Source organism: Cobetia sp. UCD-24C, from assembly GCF_001306765.1.
GTDB classification, from domain to species: domain Bacteria; phylum Pseudomonadota; class Gammaproteobacteria; order Pseudomonadales; family Halomonadaceae; genus Cobetia; species Cobetia amphilecti.
Genome location: NZ_LJTD01000004.1, coordinates 451,557 through 474,443, shown reverse-complemented (window position 1 = coordinate 474,443; position 22,887 = coordinate 451,557). Strand labels below are relative to the sequence as shown.

Here is a 22,887-nt window from a genome sequence, read left to right as displayed (position 1 = left end):
ACCGGCGGCCAGTCGTGACTTTTCAAGCGGGACTCTTCTTGATGGGCTCTGCGTCAGCCACTCGGCGCCTGATTGCACACGGCGAGTCTGACCGGGAACGAAATCCCAACAAGCGAGTCTTGAACAGGACTGCGGGCATCGAGCGTCTCGACACGCTCGGCCCGACACTCAGGATAGAGTGAAGCAGGGTGTTGCCCAACATCCTGCGAATGACCCATAAATATGCGTTGTCGATGATAGAGCATATGGATTGCCCCTCCCGCCCACATACGCGGCCAGGGGAGCGGCTAGGAGCACGACCGTCCTGAGCCGTCTCTGAGCATGATCTTATGCCGCTTTCGACAACTAACTCTCAGTAAGGAGTCGATGGAACCGCCTGCCCATCAGCATTGCAGGCGATGATGACATGCCATGTTCATCTGCTTCAGCCTGGCCGAACCCTCGGCGAGGACGTATGAAGCCCCTTTTCGCGTCACTGGCCTGTCATTGTTTCGATCGACGACTGCAAGACATCAAGAGCACCTGACCACCATGATGAGCGTAACGCCCATAGCGGCCTTTCAGGACAACTACATCTGGTTGATACAGAGCGACGCCAACCCCCGCGTGGCGGTCGTCGACCCCGGTGATGCACGCCCGGTGATGGAGGCCCTGGAGTCCAGAGGCCTGACCCTCGATACCATCCTCATCACCCATCACCACCAGGATCACACCGGCGGCCTGCCAGAGCTGATCGAACGCTATCAACCTCGCGTGGTTGGCCCGCACAATCCGGCCATCCACGGTATCGACGAGCGTGTCGGCGATGGCGACAGCTTCCGCCTGCAGGGCCGCCTCTTTGAAGTGATGGAAGTGCCGGGCCATACGCTGGATCACATCGCCTTTGTCAGCTCCGGCATGCCGGGACTGCTGTTCTGCGGCGACACCCTGTTCAGTGGCGGTTGCGGTCGCCTGTTTGAGGGCACGCCAGAACAGATGCATCACTCCTTGTCGTGCCTGGCCGCCCTGCCGGAGGAGACGCTCGTCTTCCCGGCACACGAATACACGCTGGCCAACCTAGCCTTCGCCAGTACCGCCGAGCCGAACAACCCGGCGCGGGACACCCTCAACGCAGAATGTGAACAGCTGCGTTCACTGGGCCGCCCCACGCTGCCCACCCTCATCGGCCGAGAAAAGCAGATCAATCCGTTCCTGCGCAGTGATGAGGTCGCGCTGCAACGCCACCTCGAGCAGGAAGGACGCCTCTCGGCACCTTCGGGTCAGGAAGATTCTCCACTGGCGGCCTTCACGGCACTGCGTCAGTGGAAGGACAACTTCTAGCCCTGCTGCCCGCGTGCCATTGCCCCCGTTTTGACGCCACTCAGGTGAGCGGTTGGAGCGCGGCGTGAATGGCATTTCGCGTGACAGCGGGTCGAGAACATTCCTGATCTCGATCAGCCCCCGCAGTCACTGATTCGTGCCGGCATGACCGGCCAGCCGAGCCGCTGCTGCCCCATCCAGCCGCGGCTCGCCAGAGAGTATTTCGTCAATGCATCAGCAAGACCTCCGTACCGACGGCCAGATGGCCGCCGACACGCCGTGTCGTCTCACTCCGACCCAGGCCCCCTTCCGTCCGGCTCGACTGCGTCACCTGATTCGCCTCGCCTCTCTGGGTGCCACCCTGTGCCTGATGCCGCTGACCGCCAGCGCCAATTCAGCGATGGTGTCCGGGGTCTCGCCCACCAGTGAATATCAGCGCGCCCCGCTGAACTTCATGGAGGCCGTCGACGCCATTCCCGCGCACTACGACGACGTCTGGGAGCGCCTGCGCGCCGGCTATCAGCTGCAGCAGGACACCGGTCGCCCTCGCGTGCGCAAATGGATCAGCTGGTATCAGGAGCACCCCCACCACGTGGAGCGTATCGCGGAACAGGCCCGCCCCTGGATTCGCTACGTGACACTGCGCACCGAAGCACGCGGCCTGCCGGCAGAGCTGGCACTGCTGCCCTTCATCGAGAGCGCCTACGATCCGGATGCCGCGCATCCGGGCGGTGCGACCGGCATGTGGCAGTTCATGCCGCGCACCGGTGACGCCATGGGGCTGACGCGCAACCGCTGGTATGACGGTCGCAAGGACGTGTTGCTGTCCACGGACGCCGCGCTGGATTACCTGGAGACTCAGGGCGAGCGCTGGTATGACGGCGATTGGGAGCTGGCGCTGGCCGCCTACAATGCCGGTGCCGGCACCGTGAACCGTGCACGCCGCCGCGCCGGTGGCGATGAGGATTACTGGAACATCAAGCTGCCCAACGAGACCATGGAATACGTGCCGAAGCTTCTGGCACTGGCCGCGGTGATTCGCGACCCTGAGGAATATGGGCTGTCGTTGCCGAAGATTGACGACAAGCCGGAAATCGCGGCCGTCGAGACGGGCGGACAACTGGACCTGTCCACCGCCGCCAAGCTGGCCGGCATCAGTGAAGATGAGCTGCGCGCCCTGAACCCGGCCTACAAGCGCTGGGCCACCACGCCCGGTGACAGCTCGCTGGTGATTCCCGCCACCGCCCGCGACACCTTCCTCAGCCAGCTGGCCACGCTGCCTGAAAAAGCGCGCCAGAGCTGGGCCAGCTATCGCGTCAAGCGCGGCGACACCCTGTCCGTCATCGCGCGCCGCAATGGCCTGACGCTCTCCGAGCTGAAGCAGAAGAACCGCCTCTCGGGCAACACCATCCGCATCGGCCAGGCACTGATGGTGCCAGACCGCGGCGCCTCGGTGGCCACCCAGCTGGCCTCGGCCAACGGCGAGAAGAAGGTGCGTGTGAAGAGTGGCGATTCCCTGTCATTGATCGCCGCACGCCACAATGTCAGCACTCGCCAGCTCGCGCGCTGGAACAAGCTGTCATCTGCGGACTACCTGCGCCCCGGTCAGATGCTGACCCTTTACAGCGCCAACTGAGTCAGTCGATTCACGCGTCGTTGCACGACGCTTGATAGGCGATTCCTCAACGCCCCTGCCATCCGTGATGGTGGGGGCGTTTGCGATTCAAACGCCGCAGCATGGCCGCTGACAGGGAACTTCGTTACTCTTGGCGGGGTCGATGCAAGGAGACCGGCCGCAGCCCGGCGCGTGGCGTAGACCTTCTGCACCGCTTCTGCAGTTCTCCTGCGGTTCTTCTTCAGCTCACGGCAGCTCACGATAGTGTGTCGACAGCGGTGTCGACACTCTTGTCGACAACCGCTGAGGAGACCCAAGGCAGCGAAGTTGAGGGCGAGTCAGGCGCAAACCAGCCGCTGCCCAGATGCCGGTCATTTCATCACGGCCGCGAGGCCCGGGTCATTCAGTCAAGGAAGTCTTCGATGCAGCGTGTTTCTTCACTCACCCACCGTCGCTGGGCCGCGCTGCGTGCGCTATGCCTGGGGGCGCTGATGGTGAGCGGCTCGTTCACAGCCACGGCCAACACGGCTGAGCCCAATGCAGCCGGGCCCAATGCGAATAGCGAGCAATCTGCCGATTCACGCCCCAGCGCCGACATGGCGTCGGGCACGCAGGCAACCAGTATCCCCACCTCGAACGTGCAGACGCCGCTGGACGTCCCGACCGTACATGGCCTGGCCATCTACGGCGAGCCCGCCCACAAGCCCGGCTTCACGCACTTCCCTTACGTCAATCCAGAGGCGCCGGTCGGCGGGCGCATGACGCGCGCCGCCATCGGCAGTTTCGACTCCACCAATCCCTTCATCCTCAAGGGCAATTCGGTGGCGGGACTCAACTACTTCGGCGGACTGATCTACGACACCCTGATGATCCCCTCCGCCGATGAGCCCTTCACCGAATACGGATTGCTGGCCAGTGGCGTCCGCCTGGCCGAGGACCGCAGCGCCATCGAATTCGATATCGACCCTCGGGCGCGCTTTCACGATGGCGTGGCGGTGACTGCCGAAGATGTCGTCTTCACCTATCGCCTGCTCAAGGATGAAGGCCTGCCGTTCTTCAAGAGCTACTACCACGATGTCACCGGCGTCAGCGTGATCGATGCCGACACCGTGCGCTTCGAGATGGCGCCAGGCGCCGCGCGCGAATTGCCGCTGATCATCGGCCAGCTGCCGGTGTTGCCGGAGCACTACTGGAAGAGCCGCGACTTCACGCGCGCCACCCTGGAACTCCCGCTGGGTTCCGGCCCCTATCGCATGGCGTCTCTGGATGCCGGCCGCCAGGTTCGCTATGAGCGTGTCGACGATTACTGGGGCAAGGACCTGCCGGTCAACAAGGGCCGCCACAACATCCAGACACTGGTCTACGACTACTACCGGGACCAGACCGTGTCGCTGGAAGCCTTCAAGGCCGGCAGCATCGATCTGCACGTCGAAAGCAGCGCCAAGAACTGGGCGACCGCCTACGACACTCCCGCGCTGCACGAGGGCCGCCTGAAGAAGCTGGAAGTCCCGGACAGCAACCCGGCGGGCATGCAGGGCTTCGTGCTCAACGAGCGCCGCGAGCGCTTCCAGGACCCGAGAGTCCGTGAGGCACTGGCGCTGGTCTTCGACTTCGACTGGATCAACCGCAACCTTTTCTACGGCGCCTACCAGCAGACCCACAGCTATTTCGAGAATTCGGACATGGCCGCGGATGGCATGCCCACCGGCAAGGAACTCGCGCTGCTTGAGCCCTTCAAGGATGAGCTGCCCAGCGCGGTCTTCGACAAGCCCCTGCCGATCGATGAGCCACAGGAATTGCGCCCTCGCCTGCGCAAGGCGTTGGGGCTGCTGCGCGAAGCGGGTTATGAAGTGGTCAAGGGCCAGCTGGTCAGCCGCAGCAGCGGCAAGCCGCTGACGCTTGAGGTGCTCAACTACGACACCCAGTTCGAGCGCATCATCCAGCCGTGGATTCGCAATCTGGCGCGCATCGGCATCAAGGCACGGATTCGCACCGTCGACGTCAATCAGTACATCAACCGCCGTCGCAGCTTCGACTTCGACGTGGTGGTCGGCAGTTATCCGCAGTCCAACAGCCCCGGCAGCGAGCAGCGTGAATACTGGACCAGCGACTATGCCGACGTGGCCGGCTCACGCAATCTGATCGGGCTGAAGAGCCCGGTGGTGGACGCGCTCACCGATGCCCTGATTCAGGCGCAGACCCGCGAAGACCTGCTAAGCGCGACACGGGCGCTCGACCGCGTACTGCGCTGGGGCTTCCATGTCGTGCCCCAGTGGCACCTGGCGGCGACGCGCATCGCGCTCTGGAACAAGTTCGGCTATCCGCAGCCCTTCCCGGAATACCAGCTGAGCCTGGACAGCTGGTGGATCGAGCCCGACAAGGATGCCTCGCTGGAGCTAGGTGAATAAGCCGGGAGAATGGGCCAGGTGAATGAGCCGAGCGAATAAGCCGGGTCAACAAGCCTGAAGAACACGCTCGGCGCATATGCCAGGCATAGACGCCTGGCGCGACTGTCGCCTTGCTGATGCGTTCACGACACCAATAACCGATGCCCCTTGCACCGCACATCAGATGCCGGCGATGAGGGGCACGCAGGGAGATTGCCATTGGGTGCCTATATTCTGCGCCGGATTCTGTTGATGATTCCGACGCTGCTCGGAATCCTGTTGCTGAATTTTCTGATCGTACAGGCCGCCCCCGGTGGCCCGATCGAACAACTGATGTCACGTCTGGACGGCATGAGTGCCGGTGCCAGCACCCGTCTCAACAGTGGCGGCGGTGATGGCGTCACCAGCGGTGGCGGGGGCTCCTCGACCTATCGCGGCGCCTCAGGGGTCGACCCGGCCTTGATCGAGGAGCTGGAGCAGCAGTTCGGCTTCGACAAGCCGGTCTGGGAGCGCTTCACCGACATGGTCATCGACTACGCGCAGTTCGATTTCGGCGACAGCTTCTTCCGTGATCGCCCGGTGATCGACCTGATGCTGGAGCGGCTGCCGGTCTCCATTTCGCTGGGGCTATGGACCACGCTGCTGGTCTATCTGGTCTCGATCCCGCTGGGTATCCGCAAGGCACTGGTGCATGGCTCGCGCTTCGATATCTGGACCTCCGGCGTCGTCATCGTCGGCTACGCCATCCCGGGCTTCCTGTTCGCGATCCTGTTGATCGTGGTATTCGCCGGCGGCAGTTATCTGGACTGGTTCCCGCTCAGGGGGCTGACCTCGCCGGACTTCGAGGAGCTGTCCACCGCCGGCAAGATTCTGGACTACTTCCATCACATCGCCCTGCCCGTGCTGGCCTCCGCCATCGGCAGCTTCGCGACCCTGACGATGCTGACCAAGAACAGTTTCCTGGACGAGATCCACAAGCAATACGTCCTGACGGCGCGCGCCAAGGGCGCCAGCGAGAACCGCATCCTCTACGGGCATGTCTTCCGCAACGCCATGCTGATCATCATCGCCGGACTGCCCGCGGCGCTGGTCGGCATCTTCTTCACCGGCTCGCTGCTGATCGAGGTGATCTTCTCCCTCGACGGCCTGGGACTGCTCGGCTTCGAGGCTGTCCTGCAACGCGACTACCCGCTGATCTTCGGCACCCTGTATCTCTATACCCTGATCGGTCTGATCCTGAAGCTGGTCTCTGATCTGATGTATGTGTGGATCGACCCGCGCATCGACTTCGCGACACGGGAGGCCTGACATGCGCCACGAGACAACGGTTCACAGAACATCAAATCACGAAACACCCGCTCACGACGTGAGCGACGAAAGCCAGCAAGCGAAGCAACGCCCGCGCACCTCACGCCTGTCGCCCATCACCCGACGGCGCATGGCGGCCTTTCGTGACAACCGTCGCGCCTGGTGGTCGCTGCTGATCTTCGGCGTGCTGTTCGTGCTCTCGCTGGGGGCCGAGCTGATCGCCAATGACCGTCCGCTGCTGGTCGAGTATCAGGGCGAGACCTACCTGCCGATGCTGCACGAGTATCCGGAGACCACCTTCGGCGGCTTCCTGCCCACCGCCACCGACTATCGCGACCCCTATGTGATCGAGGCCATCGAGGCGCAGGGCTTCATGCTCAACACCTTGATTCCCTACTCCTACGACACCCTGGATCTGAATCTGGGCTCTCCGGCGCCGTCGGCCCCAAATGGCCGCCATTGGCTGGGCACCGATGATCAGGGCCGTGACGTGCTGGCGCGCGTCATCTATGGCTTCCGGCTGTCGGTGATCTTCGCGCTGGTACTGACAGCCGGCTCGCTGGTGCTGGGGGTGGTGATCGGTGGCGTGCAGGGCTACTTCGGCGGCAAGGTCGACCTGATCGGCCAGCGTCTGATCGAGGTATGGTCCGGCCTGCCGGTGCTGTTCCTGCTGATCATTCTCGCCAGCATCGTCGAGCCGAACCTGTGGTGGCTGACTGGCATCATGTTGCTGTTCTCGTGGCTGGGCATCGTCGATATCGTGCGCGCCGAATTCCTGCGCGCGCGCAATCTGGAATACGTGCGCGCCGCCCGGGCCATGGGTCTGCCCTCGCGCCTGATCATGTGGCGTCATGTGCTGCCCAACGCGATGGTCGCCACCCTGACCTTCATCCCCTTCCTGTTCACCGGCGCCATCACCACCCTGACCGCGCTGGATTTCCTCGGCTTCGGCCTGCCGGCCGGCTCACCCTCACTGGGCGAGCTGGTCGCCCAGGGCAAGAACAACCTGCAGGCACCGTGGCTGGGCATGACCGCCTTCCTGAGCCTCGGCATCATGCTGACGCTGTTGGTCTTCATCGGCGAAGGGCTGCGCGATGCCTTCGACCCACGTCATATCAGTGCCCGGGAGCAGAACGCATGAGTCATCCCACTTCACCTGCGGACAACACCGGCACCGCTGCCAGCGTGCTGAGACTCGACGACCTCTGCATCCGATTCGGTCAGACACCCGTCGTCAGGCATCTCTCCCTTGAGGTCCGACGGGGGGAATGTCTGGCCATCGTCGGCGAGTCCGGGTCGGGCAAGTCCGTCAGCCTGTTGGCGAGTCTCGGCCTGCTGCCGGGGCATGCCCATGTCACCGGGCAGCGCGAATTCACGCGGCCTGACGGCAAGACGCTGGATCTCGCTGCCCTGACGCCACGCCAGTGGCAGCGGGTGCGCGGCGGCCAGATCGGCTTCGTGTTCCAGGAGCCGATGACCTCGCTCAATCCGCTGACGCGTGTCGGCGAACAGATCAGTGAAAGCCTGCGCCTCCAGCAGGGGCTGCGCGGCAATGCCGCCCGCCAGCGCGTGCTGGAACTGCTCTGCCAGGTGCAGCTGCCGCGTCCCGAGGAATTGATCGATGCCTGGCCACACCAGCTCTCCGGCGGCCAACGCCAGCGCGTGATGATCGCCATGGCGATGGCCAATCAGCCACCGCTGTTGATCGCCGATGAGCCGACCACGGCGCTGGATGTCACCGTGCAGCAGGAGATACTCCAGCTGCTGGATCGCCTGCGCCGCGACCAGGGCATGGCGATGGTCCTGATCAGCCATGACCTCAATCTGGTGCGCCGTCACGCCGACCGCGTGATCGTGATGCGCGACGGGGAATGCATCGAGCAAGGACGCGTCGACGAGGTATTCGATGCGCCGCAGGCCGATTACACCCGCGAGCTGCTGGCTGCCGAACCCGAAGGCCTCGCCAGCGACTTGAGTGCCGAGGACGCCGCGACACCGGTTCTCGCCGCGCGCAAGCTGGAGGTGCGCTTCGCTCGCAGCAAGAAGCTGTTCCAGAAGCGCCCCGCGGACTTCGTCGCCGTTCATCCGCTGGATCTGACACTGGCGCGCGGCGAGACGCTCGGCGTGGTCGGGGAATCGGGGTCCGGCAAGACGACACTCGCCCTGGCGCTCTTGAAGCTGCAGGCCGCCAAGGGCGAGATCCACCTCGAGAACGAACGCATCGATACGCTGGATCGCAATACGCTGCGCCTGCGTCGCCGTCAGATGCAGATCGTCTTCCAGGACCCCTACGGCTCACTGTCGCCACGCATGCCGGTGGCGGACATCATCAGTGAAGGGCTGCGCTTTCATCATCCAACGCTCAGCGAAGACGAGGTTCGCCTGCGTGTGGCGCAGGTGCTGGAGGAAGTCGAACTGCCCTCGGCGTGTGCCGATCGTTATCCCCACGAGTTCTCCGGCGGCCAACGTCAGCGGATTGCCCTGGCACGCGCCCTGATCCTCGAGCCCAGACTGCTGGTGCTGGATGAGCCCACCTCGGCACTGGATCGCAGTGTGCAGAAACAGCTGATTGCCCTGCTGCGTGAACTCCAGACACGCCGAGGCCTGAGCTATCTGTTCATCAGTCATGACCTGGCGGTGGTGCGCGCGCTATCCCATCGAGTGATGGTGTTGCGTGAAGGACGCCTGGTGGAGACGGGCACGACGGCAGAAGTGCTCGGCAATCCCCGCGAAGACTATACGCGCGCCCTGATACAGGCCGCGGGTCTGGCCTGACAGGCTCTGCTCTGCTCTGCTCTGCTCTGCTCTGCTCTGCTCTGCCATAGCATGCCGATCGCCCTGCTCGGGCAGCCACAGATGATGAGCAGGGCGTTGGCGCATTGCAGTCAGTGCACCCCTGCGTTGCAGGACGCACGTTTTGTCGATTGCAAATAATAAAGGTTCTCAATATGATCCAGTGAGATGCGGGCCGACCATCGAGAGATCGTGTAATGACTTCCCGCCCTCTCTCGAGCGGCCCCACGCACTGCCGTTCTGCGCGCACTGCATAACAACAGACCGATCAAGGGATCCACATGACTGCCTCTTTCCGTTTTGCCTTACGCAAGCCGCTGGCAGCTGCCATCGCATTGTCAGCCTCCATGTTCACCGGTGCCGCTCTGGCAGAGCATCATGGCGACGCGCATGACAAGGCGCTGACGGCCGACGCTGTCGTCGCCCAGTACGCCAACGTCGCGCATGCCACCTATAGCGATGCCCTGGCCAGTGCCAATGCCCTGCGCGCCGCCAATGCCGCACTGATCGAGTCGCCGTCCGAAGAGACGCTGGCCGCGGCACGTGCCGCCTGGAAGCAGGCGCGCGTGGCGTATCAGCAGAGTGAAGTGTTCCGCTTCGGCAATGCCATCGTCGATGACTGGGAAGGTCAGCTCAACGCCTGGCCGCTGGATGAAGGGCTGATCGATTACGTCGAAGGCAACGGCTATCAGGCAGAGCTGGGCAACCCGGGTGCCAGCGCCAACATCATCGCCAGCGACAGCGTGCAGATCGGTGCCGACAAGATCGACACCACCGAGATCACACCGGAGCTGCTGGCGTCCCTCAACGAGCTGGGCGGTTTCGAGGCCAACGTGGCCAGCGGCTACCATGCCATCGAATTCCTGCTCTGGGGTCAGGACATGCACGGCTTTGAGGCCGGTGCCGGCGAGCGCCCGGCGTCCGACTTCGCCAAGGGCGATGCCTGTACCGCCGACAACTGTGACCGTCGTGGCGCCTACCTGCTGGCCGCCAACGACCTGCTGATCAGCGACCTGGAATACATGGTCGGCCAGTGGGCACAGGGCGAGAAGGACAACTACCGCGCGGAACTGACTTCATTGCCGGCCGGGGAAGGCCTCGAGAAGATGCTGTTCGGCATGGGCTCCCTGTCACTGGGTGAGCTGGCCGGTGAGCGCATGAAGGTCGCGCTGGAAGCCAACTCCTATGAAGACGAGCACGACTGCTTCTCCGACAACACCCACTACTCGCACTTCTACAATGCCAAGGGCATCCAGAACGTCTACGAAGGCAAGTACGTGACCCTGGACGGCCGCACCTTCGAAGGCCCGTCACTGCATGCACTCGTCGCCCAGAATGACCCGGAACTGGCCGAGAAGATGCACGAGGCACTGGACACCACCATGGGCCAGCTGCAGGTGATGGTCGACACGGCAGAAGCCGACGGCGGCATGAAGTTTGACCAGATGATCGCCCCGGGCAATGCCGAAGGCGCCGAGATCATCAATGCCAGCATTCAGGATCTGGTCGCCCAGACCCGTCTGATCGAAGAGATTGCCGGCACCGTCGGTATCGATGGCCTGGAAGCCGACACGGCAGATCACGAATTCTGATCAACTGCTCTACATTGCCAAGCGTGAGTTGGCTGAAGACCCCAAGCTGCCTCGCGTCGCGCTGATATCCTCGCCCGAACCTCTCTCACGACAGGTTCGGGCGTTGATGGTTCTTGCGCCAGCTTTTCATGCGCGTCTGCCGATAGAGTCCTGAGAGGCGACTCTTCGAGCAGCCTGACCGCGCAAGCCGGGAAAACCCTGTATGCCAATATTGCACCACGACATGATGCTGCGTCCCTCCCTGACCCGCTCCCTGCCACTTGCTATCGCCCTGGCGTGCCTGCCTGCTCAGTCGGCATCGGCAGATCATCCCAAGTCCACGGCAGATTCCGCGATGACAGTGATGAGCTATCTGTCTTCCCTGCCATTGCAGGACACCGACAGAAGCGGTGGCGACGGCAGCGTGCCCAAGCACGACACCAATGCCTATTCACTGCCGGCCAAGAACCTGAGCTTCGATCAGCGCCTGTCCTTCAGTGTCGGCAACAGCTTCTTCAAGAGCCCCTGGGTGATCGCGCCCGCCAGCACCACTGCGCGCGATGGCCTCGGCCCGCTGTTCAACACCAACGCCTGCCAGAACTGCCACGTCAAGGATGGCCGCGGCAGCCTGCCGGCTGAGGGCGATCCCTCGGTAGGCCTTTTCCTGCGCCTGGGCCTGCCGGACAGTCACGAGGACAGCTGGAGCGATGAGGAGCGTGAATTCCGGCGTATCGCCGGGGTGATGCCGCATCCTGTCTACGGCACCCAGCTGCAGAATGCCGCCGTGCCCGGCATCGAGCGCGAGGGCCGCATGCAGGTGGATTACGAGCAAGTGACGGTGACCCTGGCGGACGGGGAAGTGATCGCGTTGCGCAAGCCGCACTATTCCATCGTCGAACCCGGCTTCGGTGACCCGGGCGCCATCGCGCTTTCCCCGCGTCTCGCCCCCGGCATGGTGGGGCTGGGGCTGCTCGAGGCGGTCAGCGACGAGACCTTGCTCGAGTGGGCCGACCCACAGGATGCGGATGGCGACGGCATCAGCGGGCGCGCCAATACTGTCTGGTCACTCGCCGAGCAACGCGAGGTCATGGGGCGTTTCGGCTGGAAGGCCGGCCAGCCCGATGTGCGACAGCAGAGCGCCAAGGCCTTCGCCGGTGACATGGGGCTGACTTCCAATCTGGTCAGCTCCACCGACTGCACCCCGCTCCAGAAGTGCGAGGCATTGCCCAATGGGGGAGAGATTGAGGTCGACGACAACGTGATGGACAACGTGGCCTTCTACTCGCGAAATCTGGCCGTGCCCACCCGGCGTGCCATCGATGACCCGACGGTGCGCCAGGGCGAGCAACTGTTCCGCGAGCTTGAATGCGCCAGCTGCCACCGCCCTCGCCTGACCACCCAGTCCGGCGGCGTGGCGGAACAACTGGCCGAGCAGACGATCTGGCCCTACAGCGACATGCTGCTGCATGACATGGGCGAAGGACTGGCAGATGATCGCCGCGAATTCGACGCCAGCGGCCAGGAATGGCGCACGCCGCCCCTATGGGGCATCGGCCTGGCCCAGACGGTCAACCCTGCCACGGGCTTCTTGCATGATGGCCGTGCACGCACCCTGCTCGAGGCCGTGCTCTGGCATGGCGGCGAAGCCCAGCCCAGCCGCGATGCCGTCGTGGCCCTGCCGACTGACCAGCGTGAAGCCCTGTTGCGCTTCCTCGAGACCCTCTGACAAGGAATACCCGTTCATGCCCCGCGACACCTTCACCCCTGCCGCCACCCCGATGAAACCTGCCCAGCGCAAGACCTCGCCCCTGGCCCTGATGGCCTGTGGCATGACACTGATGGGCGCCGCGCTATTGCCTACGAGCACACTGGCGGCGACGGACTCTTCTGCCGCCAACACAGACGCCGCCACAGACACCAACAGCGCAGCGGCCGTCAGCCAGTTTGCCGCTGACACGCTGAGCGAGGCGCACCAGCAACTTGCCAGCCGCCTGCAACAGCTCGCGCAGCATACTCAAGCGTTCTGCTCCGCCGAGGGTGACGTGACCCTCGACACCCTCAAGCAGGACTGGCGCAGCGCCATGCTGGGGCTGAATCAGGTCAACTGGTTGGAAATGGGCCCGATACTGCAGAACTCGCGTCAATGGCAGCTGTATTTCTGGCCGGACAAGAAGGACCTGGTCGCGCGCAAGACCCGCGCCCTGCTCGCCGGTGATGCCCCGATCACGGTCGAGAGTCTGGCGGAGCAATCCATCGTCATGCAGGGGCTGGGCAGCGTGGAGTATCAGCTGTTCGATGCCCGCTATGCCGACTCGCCCCTGACGGCCGACTCGCGCCGCTGCGAGTTGATGACGGCCAACACCGCCTACGCCGCCAATACCGGCAAGACGCTGCGTGATGAGTGGCAGCAGTTCGCGCCGCAACTGGCCGAAGGCACTGGCGCCTTCAGCGATTCGCGTGACGCCGTGCTGTCTCTGGTTCGCGCGCTGACCGTGCAGCTGGAAGCCATCAAGGACCGCAAACTGCGCCGGCCGATCGGCCTCGACAACGGCGGCACCGCCAACCCCTATGCGGCTGAGTCCTGGCGCGGCGGCATGGGGCTTGCCAACATCGCGGCGACTCTCGCGATGATGGAACGCCTCTGGCTTGGCAATGACGAGGTCGCAGGCATTCAAGGCTACCTGAATGGCCAGGTCGACCCGCGCATGGTGGCCTCTACCACAAGCGATTTCGTCGATGCGCGCCAGGCCTTCGCCGCCCTGCCGGATGACCTCGCCGGCATACTGCGCGATGACCCGCGCAATGGCGAGCTGCAGCAGGCCATGATCCATGTCGAGACCCTGCAGGCCGGCTTTGCCGACACGCTCAACCCGGCACTGGGCCTGTCACTGGGCTTCAACAGCACCGATGGCGACTGAGGAATTGAGAGCGGCGAATGACAACTGACAAGAGGCCAGGCGAGATGCCTCACGGCTTGACAGACACACACGCAGCCGACGCCCGCCAGCGACGTCGGCTGCTCAAGGCGTTGGCCTGCACGCCACTGATGGGGCTGCCCGGCGGCATGGCCGTGGCGGGCGGCAACAACGCCGCCAGCGCCCAGGGGCGCGAGCCACTCGGGGTGGCCATCTCGGCATGTGATGATGACACGGGGCAGCACTTTGCCAGCTGCACCAGTTATCAGGGAGTGGAGCGCTGGCGCCAGCCGATACGCCAGCGCGCCCACGGCGCCACCCGACATCCTCACAAGCCGTGGGCGCTGATCTTCTCACGGCGTCCGGGGACGGAAATCAATGTCTTCGACCTCGACAGTGGCGAGCGGATCGCACGCATCGAAGCCGCACCGGACCGTCACTTCTATGGACATGGCGTGTTCAGCCCGGATGGCGGCCTGCTCTACACCACCGAGAATGCCATCGCGCCCGGAAAAGGCCGCATCGGCATCTACGACGTGAATCGCGACTTCGCGCGGATCGGCGAGTTCGCCAGTGGCGGGATCGGCCCGCATGAAATTCGCCTGTATCCGGATGGTCAGCAGCTGATCATCGCCAATGGCGGGATTCTGACGCGGCCTGAAACCGGTCGGGTCAAGCTCAACCTGGACAGCATGCAGTCGAATCTGACCTTGCTCGACCGTGTCTCGGGCGAGATTCGCTGGCAAGGCGAGCCCTCCCATCACCAGCTGTCACTGCGCCACCTGGACGTCAGCCGCGAGGGCGTCATCGTCGCGGGCTATCAGTACCAGGGCCCCGCAGCGGACCACCGCCCGCTGGTGGTGATGAAGCATCCCGGCAGTGACCGCTTGCAGGAACTGCCGTTGCCGCGGGAATACGTCCCGCAGTTCAAGCAGTACATCGCCAGCGTCGCCGTCTCCCCCGATGGGCGACAGGCCGTGGCGACCGCCCCACGCGGCAATCTGATCACGCTCTGGAATCTCGCGACGGGAGAGCTGGACACGACTCTGGACTTCGCCGACTGCGCTGGTGTGCTGGCGGTGCCGGCCACGCAGCAGACGCCTGCAGGCTTCGTGGTCAGCAATGGTCGTGGCGAGTGGCTGCTGATCGATGAGGAGGGGCTGCCGGCGCTTGGCCCGGTGCGGCTGGCGAATACCCACTGGGACAATCACTTGGCGCTGATGTAGCCAGGCCTCTGGCGCTTTGATAACCGAGTGGAGGCGCTGTGGTGATGGGAGCTGAGACGCAGCGCGGGCGACTCACCACAGCGTCATCTGACGATCCAGCAGGCGATCGAAATCATCGTCCACGAACGGCAGGATGCCATCGGCGACGGGCTTGAGCTGACGACTCAGGTAGTGCTCGACATCAATGGGCGAGCGCAGATACTCGACGGGTTCCGGGCCGGAGGTGGTCATCACATAGCGAATCCAGCCGCCGCGCTGATAGCGTAACGGCAGGCCCCGCCGGCGGTTCTCGTCATCCGCCAGACGCGCCGCACGGACATGGGGCGGCACGTTGCGCTGATAATCGTCGAGCTTGCGCCGCAGTCGCTTGCGGTAGATCAAGGCCTCGACATCCGAGGTGTCCGCCGCACCATGGGCATGGCGTTGCAGGTAATCCTGCACGTAGCCTTTCAGATACTCCTGATAGGGGCTGCCTTCGAAGATGCGACGATAGAGTCCCTGCTGGAAGGTCTTGGCCAGCGGCGTCCAGTCGGAGCGCACCGACTCCAACCCCTTGAACACCAGTTCCGTCTGGCCGCTGCTGCCTGTCTGTTGCAGCCCGGCGTAGCGTTTCTTGCTGCCCTCCTCGGCCCCGCGAATGGTCGGCATCACGAAGCGCTGATAGTGGGTCTCGAACTGCAGCTCCAACGCGCTGTCGAGATCGAGACTGTCCTGGAGATGCCGTCGCCACCAGTCGGTGACATGGGCCGCCAGCTCACGGCCGATCCGGCTGGCCTCGGCTTCCTCATGCGCAGCGCCCAGCCACACGAAGGTGGAGTCGGTATCGCCGTAGATGACGCGGTAGCCACGCGCCTCGATCAATTCCACCGTCTGCTGGATGATCTGATGGCCACGCCGCGTGATCGAGGACGCCAGCCGTGGATCGAAGAAACGACAGCCACGTGATCCCAGCACGCCATAGAAGGCATTCATGATGATCTTGAGCGCCTGGGTCAGCGGGGCATCCCCCGCCGCGCGGGCGGCGTCACGTGCTTGCCAGATCTCGGCGACGATGCCCGGCAGGCAGTGTCGGTCACGCGAGAACCGCGCGCCGAGAAAGCCGGGCACACCGGTCTCAGAGGCGTCATCCGAGCCGTTCTCCGACCCACGCAACCCTTCGATCAGGCCCAGCGGGTCGATCAGGAAAGTGCGGATGATGGAGGGATACAGACTCTTGAAATCCAGCACCAGTACCGAGTTATAGAGGCCGGGCTGGGAATCCATCACGAAGCCGCCGGGGCTGTCCTCCCCCACCACGTCTCCCAGATTGGGGGCGACCTTGCCCAGCCGGTGCAACCTCGGCAGATACAGATGCGTGAAGGCTGCCACCGAACCACCGCTACGATCCGCCTCGAGCCCCGTGGCAGCAGCCCGCGCGAGCAGAAACTCCATCAGTCGCGTCTTCGCGAAGATGCGCGTGACCAGCTCGCAATCCTTGAGGTTGTAGCGCGCCAGGGAAGGCTTGTCCTCGGCGAACATGCGCAGAATCTCGTCCAGCCGGCCGTAGGGATCATCGATGGCCTTGCCTTCCTGCAACAGCTCACGCGAGACATTCTCGAGACTGAACGACTCGAAATGCCAGAAGGCCGACTTGAGCGCCTCGATGCCATCCACCACCCAGCGCCCGGCGATCTCGGCAAAGAAGTGCTCGGCCTGGCGAGAATGAGAGCGCCACTGCATCACGCTGGCGTCACGTCCCAGTCGCAGTGGCAGGCCTTCGGCCTCTGACAGCCGCACCAGCATGCGCAGATCGAACTGGATGACGTTCCAGCCGATGATGACATCAGGATCATGCCTTGCGACCCAGTCCAGCAGGCATTGCAGCAGCTCATGTCGGCTATCGCGGTACTCCAGCGAGAAATCGCGGCTGGCGTTCTCCTCGCCATTGGGGGGCCCCAGCATGTAGACCTGACGCTGTCCGCAGCCCTCGAGCGCGATAGAATACAGATTGCCCCGCGCATCGGTCTCGATATCCAGCGATGCCCAGCGCAGCGGTGGCCGATAACCCTCAAGCGGTGTCAGGCGCGCATTCTTCACGCTGCCATCAGGCTGGCGCTCGCCGCGTGCCGTGACGCCTGCCGTGATGAAACGCTCCATGAGGTAGCGGTCCGTCGGACGAACATCCGCTTCATAGACATCGACGCCAATCGCCTTCAAACGGCGCGCCAGCTGGCCCAGGGTGCGATATTCACGACAGTAGAGCCCCACCACCGGGCGATGGTGGAAGTCTTCCAGTGCCAGCGGTCGCAGCTCGACGCCGACCTCAAAGCTCACCAGTGTCTGAGCCAGCACCTGCTGTTCGGCGGGCAGGAAAGCGACGACTTCCTGGGGCGCACATTCGACACGTACGGCGCCTTCGTCGGTGCGAATCCAGAAGCTGATCACCACCCCCTCGGGCGTGTCCCGCCAATGACGTGTCAGCACGAAGCCATGAAGTTCAACAGGAGCGTGGCGGGACTCTTCGGATGCGGCCTCTGGCACTGCATTACCTTTACGTTGAATATACGAATGCCGGGCGGGATGAGAGCAAGACGCGTCTGCATCCTCATACGATAATATGAATTCTGTATCGTACAACATCCGGCGTGAAGCCTGAGCTTGACGACGGAAATACCGTGCCTTCCCGGCGACAGGATGGATGTCTGCGGCAAGGAATGCCTCTCCCGAGATAGCGGCACCCCACAAGGAGCCTGCGTCATGCAACGCTTTGAGATGATTCAAACCCTGCTGGGCCAGATCGACGACATCATCTTGCTTGCAGATGATCAGCGCCACATCACCTACCTGAATGACAGCGCGGTGAAGGCATTCGGCTACCCGCGTGAAGCGTTGATCGGCAAGCAGACACGTATGCTGTATGCCTCCAGCGATGAGTTCGAGCGCCAGGGGCAGAGGCGCTTTCGTGTCGATGCCCAGCCCGCCAAGGAAGGCCGGGTCATCCGCTACCGACGCCAGGATGGCACCTACTTCTATGGAGAGACGCTCGGCGGCCCCATCAAGGACCCCACCAGCGACAACATCTTCATGTTCGGGCTGATCCGCGATGTCTCACGCCGCGTGACGGCGGAACATACCCTGCACAGCCTGCATGCCATCACCTCATCACGTGAACTCAACTTCAATGAGCGCATCGATGAGCTGCTGAAACTGGGCTGCGCCCATTTCGGCCTGCCGATCGGTATCTTCAGCCGCATCCAGGACGGCGAATACGTCGTCCAGCGCGCCTGTCACCCGGAAGACCTGCTGGAACCGGGACTGAGCTTCTCGCTCAGCGATACCTATTGCGATCACGTCTACAGGGCCGACTGCGTTCAGGCCTTCCATCATGTGGCCAGCAGTGAGATCCGCAACCATCCCTGCTATGCCAACTTCAATCTGGAAGCCTACATCGGGGCGCCAGTGATCGTGGATGGTGAGCGCTACGGCACCTTCAACTTCTCAAGCCCTGACCCGGTGCCGCCCTTCACCGCTCAGGACATCGAGCTGGTACGTCTCATCGCCTTGTGGGCCGGCCACGAAGTCGCGCGTGCCAATGACATCAATGCCCTGAAGGAAGCGCATCAGGCGCTCGAGAAGATCGCGATCACCGACCCGCTGACCGGCCTCTACAATCGCCGTCATGCCCAGCAGGTACTGGATGACAGCATCGCGGCACTGGCCACCGCCGAGGTTGACCACCCCCTGTGCGTGGCACTGCTGGATTTCGACCATTTCAAGAAGATCAACGACAATCATGGCCATGACGCCGGTGATCTTGCCTTGCAACACTTGAGCGTCCTCGCCGAGGAGATTCTGCTGCCCGGCGACACCCTCGCCAGATGGGGTGGCGAGGAATTCCTGGCGATTCTGCCTGACTCGCTGCTCAGTGACTCGGCCACGCGCATCAACCTGCTGCGACAACGCATGAAGGACAGTGTCGTGGAATACGCTGGCCAATGTCTGCCCCTGTCATTGAGCATCGGGATGACCTGCCTAGAACCCGATGACAGCGCCACCCGCGAGCAGTTGATCGCACGCGCCGATGAAGCCATGTACGCGGCCAAGGAAGAAGGACGCAACTGCCTCAGGATGCTGTAACGCAATGATTCGTGAATTGCTCCGTCCTGCCTGTCCTGATCAGGAGCGCCAAGCAGGACGGAGCCTTCTCACCAAAGCCCTCTCGCCAAAGCCCTCTCGCACTCAGGTAGCGAACACGCTAAGGTCAGGCCCATCCCCTTCTGCCGAGCCACCCGACGTCGTCGTTGCCTATCCTCATGCCTTCACACGATTCCAGCGCTACGCCGCCCGATGCGTCCTATGCCTTCGGCCTTCCGGAAGACGGCGTTCTGTCAGCGCAGCCCACCGGCATCGCGCCCCTGACGGCAGCGCTCGCCTCGCCGACTCAGCACGACCGTCATCAACTCGGCATCTTCCTGCTGCCGGGCTTCGCGATGGTCGCGCTGTTCTCGATGATCGAGCCGCTGCGCATCGCCAATCGACTGCGCGGAACACGCCTGTATCAGTGGACACTCGCAAGCCAGGATGGCGCGTCGGTCAAGGCCTCCAACGGCATGGTGCTGCCGGTGGATACCGCACGTGATGACCTCGCCGCAGTGGACACGCTGGTGGTGTGCACCAGCTTTGCCCCGGAAGCCTATCTGGAAGACCGCACCTTGCGCTGGCTACAGGAGCGCTCCCATAGCGGCTGCCAGCTCGGCGGCGTGGACACCGGCTGCTTCGTGCTGGCGCGCGCCGGCCTGCTCACCGGCAAGACGGTGACGCTGCACTGGGAAAGCCTGCCGGAATTCAGCCAGCGCTTCGATGAGGTGGACGCCGTGGAGTCACTGTATGAAATCAGTGACGATGGCTTCTTCTGCGCCGGCGGCAGCGCCCCGCTGGACATGAGCCTGGAGCTGATTCGCCGCCAGCATGGTCAGACGCTCTATCAGGCAGTACGCGAACAGCTGATTCTCGATCAGGGTCGCCTGCCGGCCAGCCGCCAGCGCGGCATCAGTCAGCAGACGGCCGACCTGGCTGACCCGCTGCTCAGGCGTGCGATCACGCGCATGGAGAACACCCTGGAGGCCCCGCTCAGCATCGAGGCACTCGCCGAGGAGCTCGGGCTCTCATGGCGCCAGCTGGAGCGCCGCTTCCAGCAAGGGCTCGGCTGCACGCCTCGTGCCTATCACGGGGAGCGTCGCCTGCTGCATGCACGCAGCCTGCTTCACGATACCCGCCATGGCGTGACCGATATCGCCCTGGCCTGTGGTTTCACCTCGCATTCGAGTTTCACCCGCGCCTTTCGCCGTCGCTTCGGCATTACCCCGACCCAGGCACGCCGTCAGCCACCACGTCCTCTGGGGTGATCCACGCCCGACACCCGCATCACAATGTCGAATTGGGCACAGTCAGTGTCGAATTGGGCACAGTAGCGAGCGCCGTGGGCTGCCATTCTGTCGGGGAATCGCTCACCTGACAGAAGGAAGGACTCTCCATGGCGCTCCCGATCACACCCGATTACGACAGCTGGCCAATTGACGAGACTCTCGTGAAGGTCGTTCACGAAGCACGCTATCTGAGCGTGACCTGGAGCGATGGCCGCGTCAGCCGTTTTCATAGTGTCTGGTTGCGCGAGAACGCCGCGGACGATACCACCGTCAATCCGGCGACGCGCGAACGCATCCTGGACCTCTCCCAGATTCCCGCCTGGCCGGAAATCGCCGAGGCCAGCATCGATGAGGACGGCGCACTCAGCGTGCTGTTCACGCCCGAAGACCGCCGCCTGCGCTTCCACCCGGGCTTCCTGCGCGCCAATGACTATGACAACCAGGACGCGCTGCCGCCGGAACTGCCGCCGCTGACGCTCTGGCACGGTGAGCAGCTGGAACAGCCGCCGACCATCGATGCCGCCCGCCTGGCCGAGGCCGACCATGGCAGCGCGCAGGAGGCGGAGATTCTGTATCCCACCCTGCACGAACTGCTCGGCAAGGGACTGGTGCGCCTGCGCAACCTGCCGACGGAAGAAGGCGCCATCGAAAAGGTCGCCGAACGCATCGGCTCGATCCGCACCACCAACTTCGGCCACCTCTTCAATGTCCGTGCGATCCAGAACCCGGATTCCAACGCCTATACCTCCATCGCCTTGCCGCCGCATGTGGACCTGCCGACCCGGGAATATCAGCCGGGCCTGCAGTGCCTCTACTGTCTCGAGAACACCGTGGAAGGCGGCATGGCGGTGATGATGGACGGCTTCGCCATCGCGGCGGCGCTGAAGGAAGAACACCCCGAGGCCTACGAGACACTCACCACGGTGCACTGGCGCTACGCCAATACCTCGCGCAATACCGATCATGTCTGGTATTCGCCGATGATCGTGCTGGGTCAGGCAGGAGAACTGCTGGAGGTGCGGATCGCCGACTTCCTGCGCGGGCCGATGATGGCCCCGTTCGAGCAGACCGAGACCGCCTATGAAGCACTGATGACGCTGCAGCGCATGTTGCGTGAGCCGCGCTTCGCCATGCGTTTCACCTATGCCCCCGGCGACATGGTCATCTTCGACAATCGCCGCCTGCTGCACGCCCGCGATGCCTTCGAAGGCGACAGTGGCAGCCGCTGGTTGCAGGGTTGCTACCTGGAGCGTGACGAGGTGCGCTCTCGCTATCGCATGCTCAAGCGTGCCGAACGCGCCGAGCGGGTCGAGGAAGCCACCCAGACGGTGTGATTCGGCACGGCGTGCCTCTGCTCGCGCATTGGCTCACACATCAGCTCACGCCGATGGCCGGCATGAGAATGAGAACGTGCGGAGAATCAGGGCGTGCGTGGCGTGATGACGAGCGTGAAGCCGGGGTCCTGCGGGATCAGGGGAGGCAGACAACGCACCTCATGACCGGGCAACTGGCGGGCAAGACATCGGGTCAGCGTCGCAGGTTCAAAGGCGCTGACCCATGCCGGCCTATCAGGTTTCTCGCCCCGCCAGTGGACGGCATGCATGCCCCATTCCGGCTCCAGCATGTGGCGTGACAGGGTCTGCCAGGCCAGTTGATGACGACCGCTGCCCGACACGATGCGGGTGGACAACGCCAGACGCTCGACATCAAAGGCATCGATCACGATTCGCAGGCGTGGATGACGAAGAATCGCCTCGACGAGTCTCGTGAGTTGCTCACCCTGCTGCCAGTTGGCACTGATGCGACAGCTGATCACCACACAGGGTGCCGGCGTCTCTGCCAGCACATCGAGAATGTCGCCGTGCACCACCTCGTCAAGCTGAGGCCAATGTCGCCGCGCTTCCTCCACCATGTACTGCGAATACTCCACGAATCGCACGTCATGTTGACGTGACAGGATCGCGGCGACCTCGGCAAAGCCTGCCATCAGCACTGGCTGCCCCTGATCATCGGGCAACAGCCGCGCCAGGCGCCGGGCAATGCGCTCAAGTGGATAGCCCTCACGATAGATGGCATTCCAGTCGACGCTGCCTGAATAGAGATCCTCATCGCGTGAGACTGCCAAGGTGTCACCTGCAAGCGTGGCCATGAAAGGGTCGCTATCGTAACAGAGGCCGGCTCTGGCAACGCAGACACTCGACTTGCCAGGATTCGCCCCCAGCCCTCTCATATCTCTTCAGGTTGCCATCCCTTTTCAGCCCCCTGAACTCATACCGCTCTGGACATATACCGCTCTGGGCAGAGCCTCTCTGTCACGGTAGCCTTGCACGCCTGTCAGGCAGGTCATTCGTCATGTCGGCTGCCTGAC

The 22,887-nt window shown here is 63.5% G+C and carries 15 protein-coding genes; 13 read left to right on the top strand and 2 right to left on the bottom strand.

The window, feature by feature from the left end; genetic code table 11:
• The first annotated feature begins 531 nt into the window (after positions 1-531).
• The 10 genes from gloB to AOG28_RS08380 all read left to right on the top strand — a co-directional run bounded on the left by gloB (position 532) and on the right by AOG28_RS08380 (position 15,114).
• Positions 532-1,320 (top strand): hydroxyacylglutathione hydrolase, encoded by a 789-nt coding sequence (gene gloB, locus AOG28_RS08425; RefSeq protein WP_054556046.1) that lies wholly within the window; start codon positions 532-534, stop codon positions 1,318-1,320.
• Positions 1,321-1,528: 208 nt separating this feature from the next.
• A complete protein-coding gene (locus AOG28_RS08420) occupies positions 1,529-2,935 on the top strand; it encodes a LysM peptidoglycan-binding domain-containing protein (protein ID WP_235506998.1) in 1,407 nt (468 codons plus the stop codon).
• A gap of 401 nt (positions 2,936-3,336) precedes the next feature.
• The gene (locus tag AOG28_RS08415) at positions 3,337-5,322 is read left to right on the top strand and encodes an extracellular solute-binding protein (RefSeq protein ID WP_235506997.1); all 1,986 of its coding nucleotides are present in this window, start codon (positions 3,337-3,339) and stop codon (positions 5,320-5,322) included.
• Positions 5,323-5,520: 198 nt separating this feature from the next.
• Positions 5,521-6,609, top strand: coding sequence for a microcin C ABC transporter permease YejB (locus AOG28_RS08410; RefSeq protein ID WP_082388527.1), 1,089 nt, complete (start codon positions 5,521-5,523; stop codon positions 6,607-6,609).
• A gap of 1 nt (position 6,610) precedes the next feature.
• Positions 6,611-7,750, top strand: a complete 1,140-nt coding sequence (locus AOG28_RS08405; protein ID WP_082388525.1) for an ABC transporter permease — start codon at positions 6,611-6,613, stop codon at positions 7,748-7,750.
• Positions 7,747-9,384, top strand: a complete 1,638-nt coding sequence (locus tag AOG28_RS08400) for an ABC transporter ATP-binding protein (RefSeq protein ID WP_054556045.1) — start codon at positions 7,747-7,749, stop codon at positions 9,382-9,384. Before AOG28_RS08405 ends, AOG28_RS08400 begins: the two co-directional genes overlap by 4 nt.
• Before the next feature lie 299 nt (positions 9,385-9,683).
• Positions 9,684-10,994 carry an imelysin family protein gene (locus AOG28_RS08395; RefSeq protein WP_054556044.1) on the top strand — a complete coding sequence of 437 codons (1,311 nt, stop codon included), beginning with the start codon at positions 9,684-9,686 and terminating at the stop codon, positions 10,992-10,994.
• 202 nt (positions 10,995-11,196) lie between these two features.
• Positions 11,197-12,699: a di-heme oxidoreductase family protein gene (locus tag AOG28_RS08390; RefSeq protein ID WP_235506996.1), complete on the top strand. Its 1,503-nt coding sequence runs from the start codon at positions 11,197-11,199 to the stop codon at positions 12,697-12,699.
• 16 nt (positions 12,700-12,715) lie between these two features.
• Positions 12,716-13,891 (top strand): imelysin family protein, encoded by a 1,176-nt coding sequence (locus tag AOG28_RS08385; protein WP_054556043.1) that lies wholly within the window; start codon positions 12,716-12,718, stop codon positions 13,889-13,891.
• Between the two features lie 56 nt (positions 13,892-13,947).
• Positions 13,948-15,114 carry a DUF1513 domain-containing protein gene (locus AOG28_RS08380; RefSeq protein ID WP_160317860.1) on the top strand — a complete coding sequence of 389 codons (1,167 nt, stop codon included), beginning with the start codon at positions 13,948-13,950 and terminating at the stop codon, positions 15,112-15,114.
• A gap of 72 nt (positions 15,115-15,186) precedes the next feature.
• Here AOG28_RS08380 and AOG28_RS08375 read toward each other — a convergent pair whose 3' ends face one another.
• A complete protein-coding gene (locus tag AOG28_RS08375) occupies positions 15,187-17,634 on the bottom strand; it encodes a DNA polymerase II (RefSeq protein ID WP_054556041.1) in 2,448 nt (815 codons plus the stop codon).
• 216 nt (positions 17,635-17,850) lie between these two features.
• Here AOG28_RS08375 and AOG28_RS08370 point away from each other — a divergent pair, with 216 nt between their 5' ends.
• The 3 genes from AOG28_RS08370 to AOG28_RS08360 all read left to right on the top strand — a co-directional run bounded on the left by AOG28_RS08370 (position 17,851) and on the right by AOG28_RS08360 (position 21,853).
• The gene (locus AOG28_RS08370; RefSeq protein ID WP_054556040.1) at positions 17,851-19,230 is read left to right on the top strand and encodes a bifunctional diguanylate cyclase/phosphodiesterase; all 1,380 of its coding nucleotides are present in this window, start codon (positions 17,851-17,853) and stop codon (positions 19,228-19,230) included.
• Positions 19,231-19,406: 176 nt separating this feature from the next.
• Positions 19,407-20,498, top strand: a complete 1,092-nt coding sequence (locus tag AOG28_RS08365) for a GlxA family transcriptional regulator (RefSeq protein WP_235506994.1) — start codon at positions 19,407-19,409, stop codon at positions 20,496-20,498.
• A gap of 128 nt (positions 20,499-20,626) precedes the next feature.
• The gene (locus AOG28_RS08360) at positions 20,627-21,853 is read left to right on the top strand and encodes a TauD/TfdA family dioxygenase (RefSeq protein ID WP_054556039.1); all 1,227 of its coding nucleotides are present in this window, start codon (positions 20,627-20,629) and stop codon (positions 21,851-21,853) included.
• A gap of 86 nt (positions 21,854-21,939) precedes the next feature.
• Here the strand turns inward: AOG28_RS08360 and AOG28_RS08355 are convergent, their stop codons facing one another.
• Positions 21,940-22,668: a hypothetical protein gene (locus AOG28_RS08355; RefSeq protein WP_054556038.1), complete on the bottom strand. Its 729-nt coding sequence runs from the start codon at positions 22,666-22,668 to the stop codon at positions 21,940-21,942.
• Between the last annotated feature and the right edge of the window lie 219 nt (positions 22,669-22,887).

Excerpts from the sequence above, each read along its gene's own strand:
- gloB (WP_054556046.1), top strand. The coding sequence starts at position 532 with ATGATGAGCGTAACGCCCATAGCGGCCTTTCAGGACAACTACATCTGG.
- AOG28_RS08420 (WP_235506998.1), top strand. The coding sequence starts at position 1,529 with ATGCATCAGCAAGACCTCCGTACCGACGGCCAGATGGCCGCCGACACG.
- AOG28_RS08415 (WP_235506997.1), top strand. The coding sequence starts at position 3,337 with ATGCAGCGTGTTTCTTCACTCACCCACCGTCGCTGGGCCGCGCTGCGT.
- AOG28_RS08405 (WP_082388525.1), top strand. The coding sequence starts at position 6,611 with ATGCGCCACGAGACAACGGTTCACAGAACATCAAATCACGAAACACCC.
- AOG28_RS08400 (WP_054556045.1), top strand. The coding sequence starts at position 7,747 with ATGAGTCATCCCACTTCACCTGCGGACAACACCGGCACCGCTGCCAGC.
- AOG28_RS08395 (WP_054556044.1), top strand. The coding sequence starts at position 9,684 with ATGACTGCCTCTTTCCGTTTTGCCTTACGCAAGCCGCTGGCAGCTGCC.
- AOG28_RS08390 (WP_235506996.1), top strand. The coding sequence starts at position 11,197 with ATGCCAATATTGCACCACGACATGATGCTGCGTCCCTCCCTGACCCGC.
- AOG28_RS08385 (WP_054556043.1), top strand. The coding sequence starts at position 12,716 with ATGCCCCGCGACACCTTCACCCCTGCCGCCACCCCGATGAAACCTGCC.
- AOG28_RS08370 (WP_054556040.1), top strand. The coding sequence starts at position 17,851 with ATGCAACGCTTTGAGATGATTCAAACCCTGCTGGGCCAGATCGACGAC.
- AOG28_RS08365 (WP_235506994.1), top strand. The coding sequence starts at position 19,407 with ATGCCTTCACACGATTCCAGCGCTACGCCGCCCGATGCGTCCTATGCC.
- AOG28_RS08360 (WP_054556039.1), top strand. The coding sequence starts at position 20,627 with ATGGCGCTCCCGATCACACCCGATTACGACAGCTGGCCAATTGACGAG.
- AOG28_RS08355 (WP_054556038.1), bottom strand. The coding sequence starts at position 22,668 with ATGGCCACGCTTGCAGGTGACACCTTGGCAGTCTCACGCGATGAGGAT.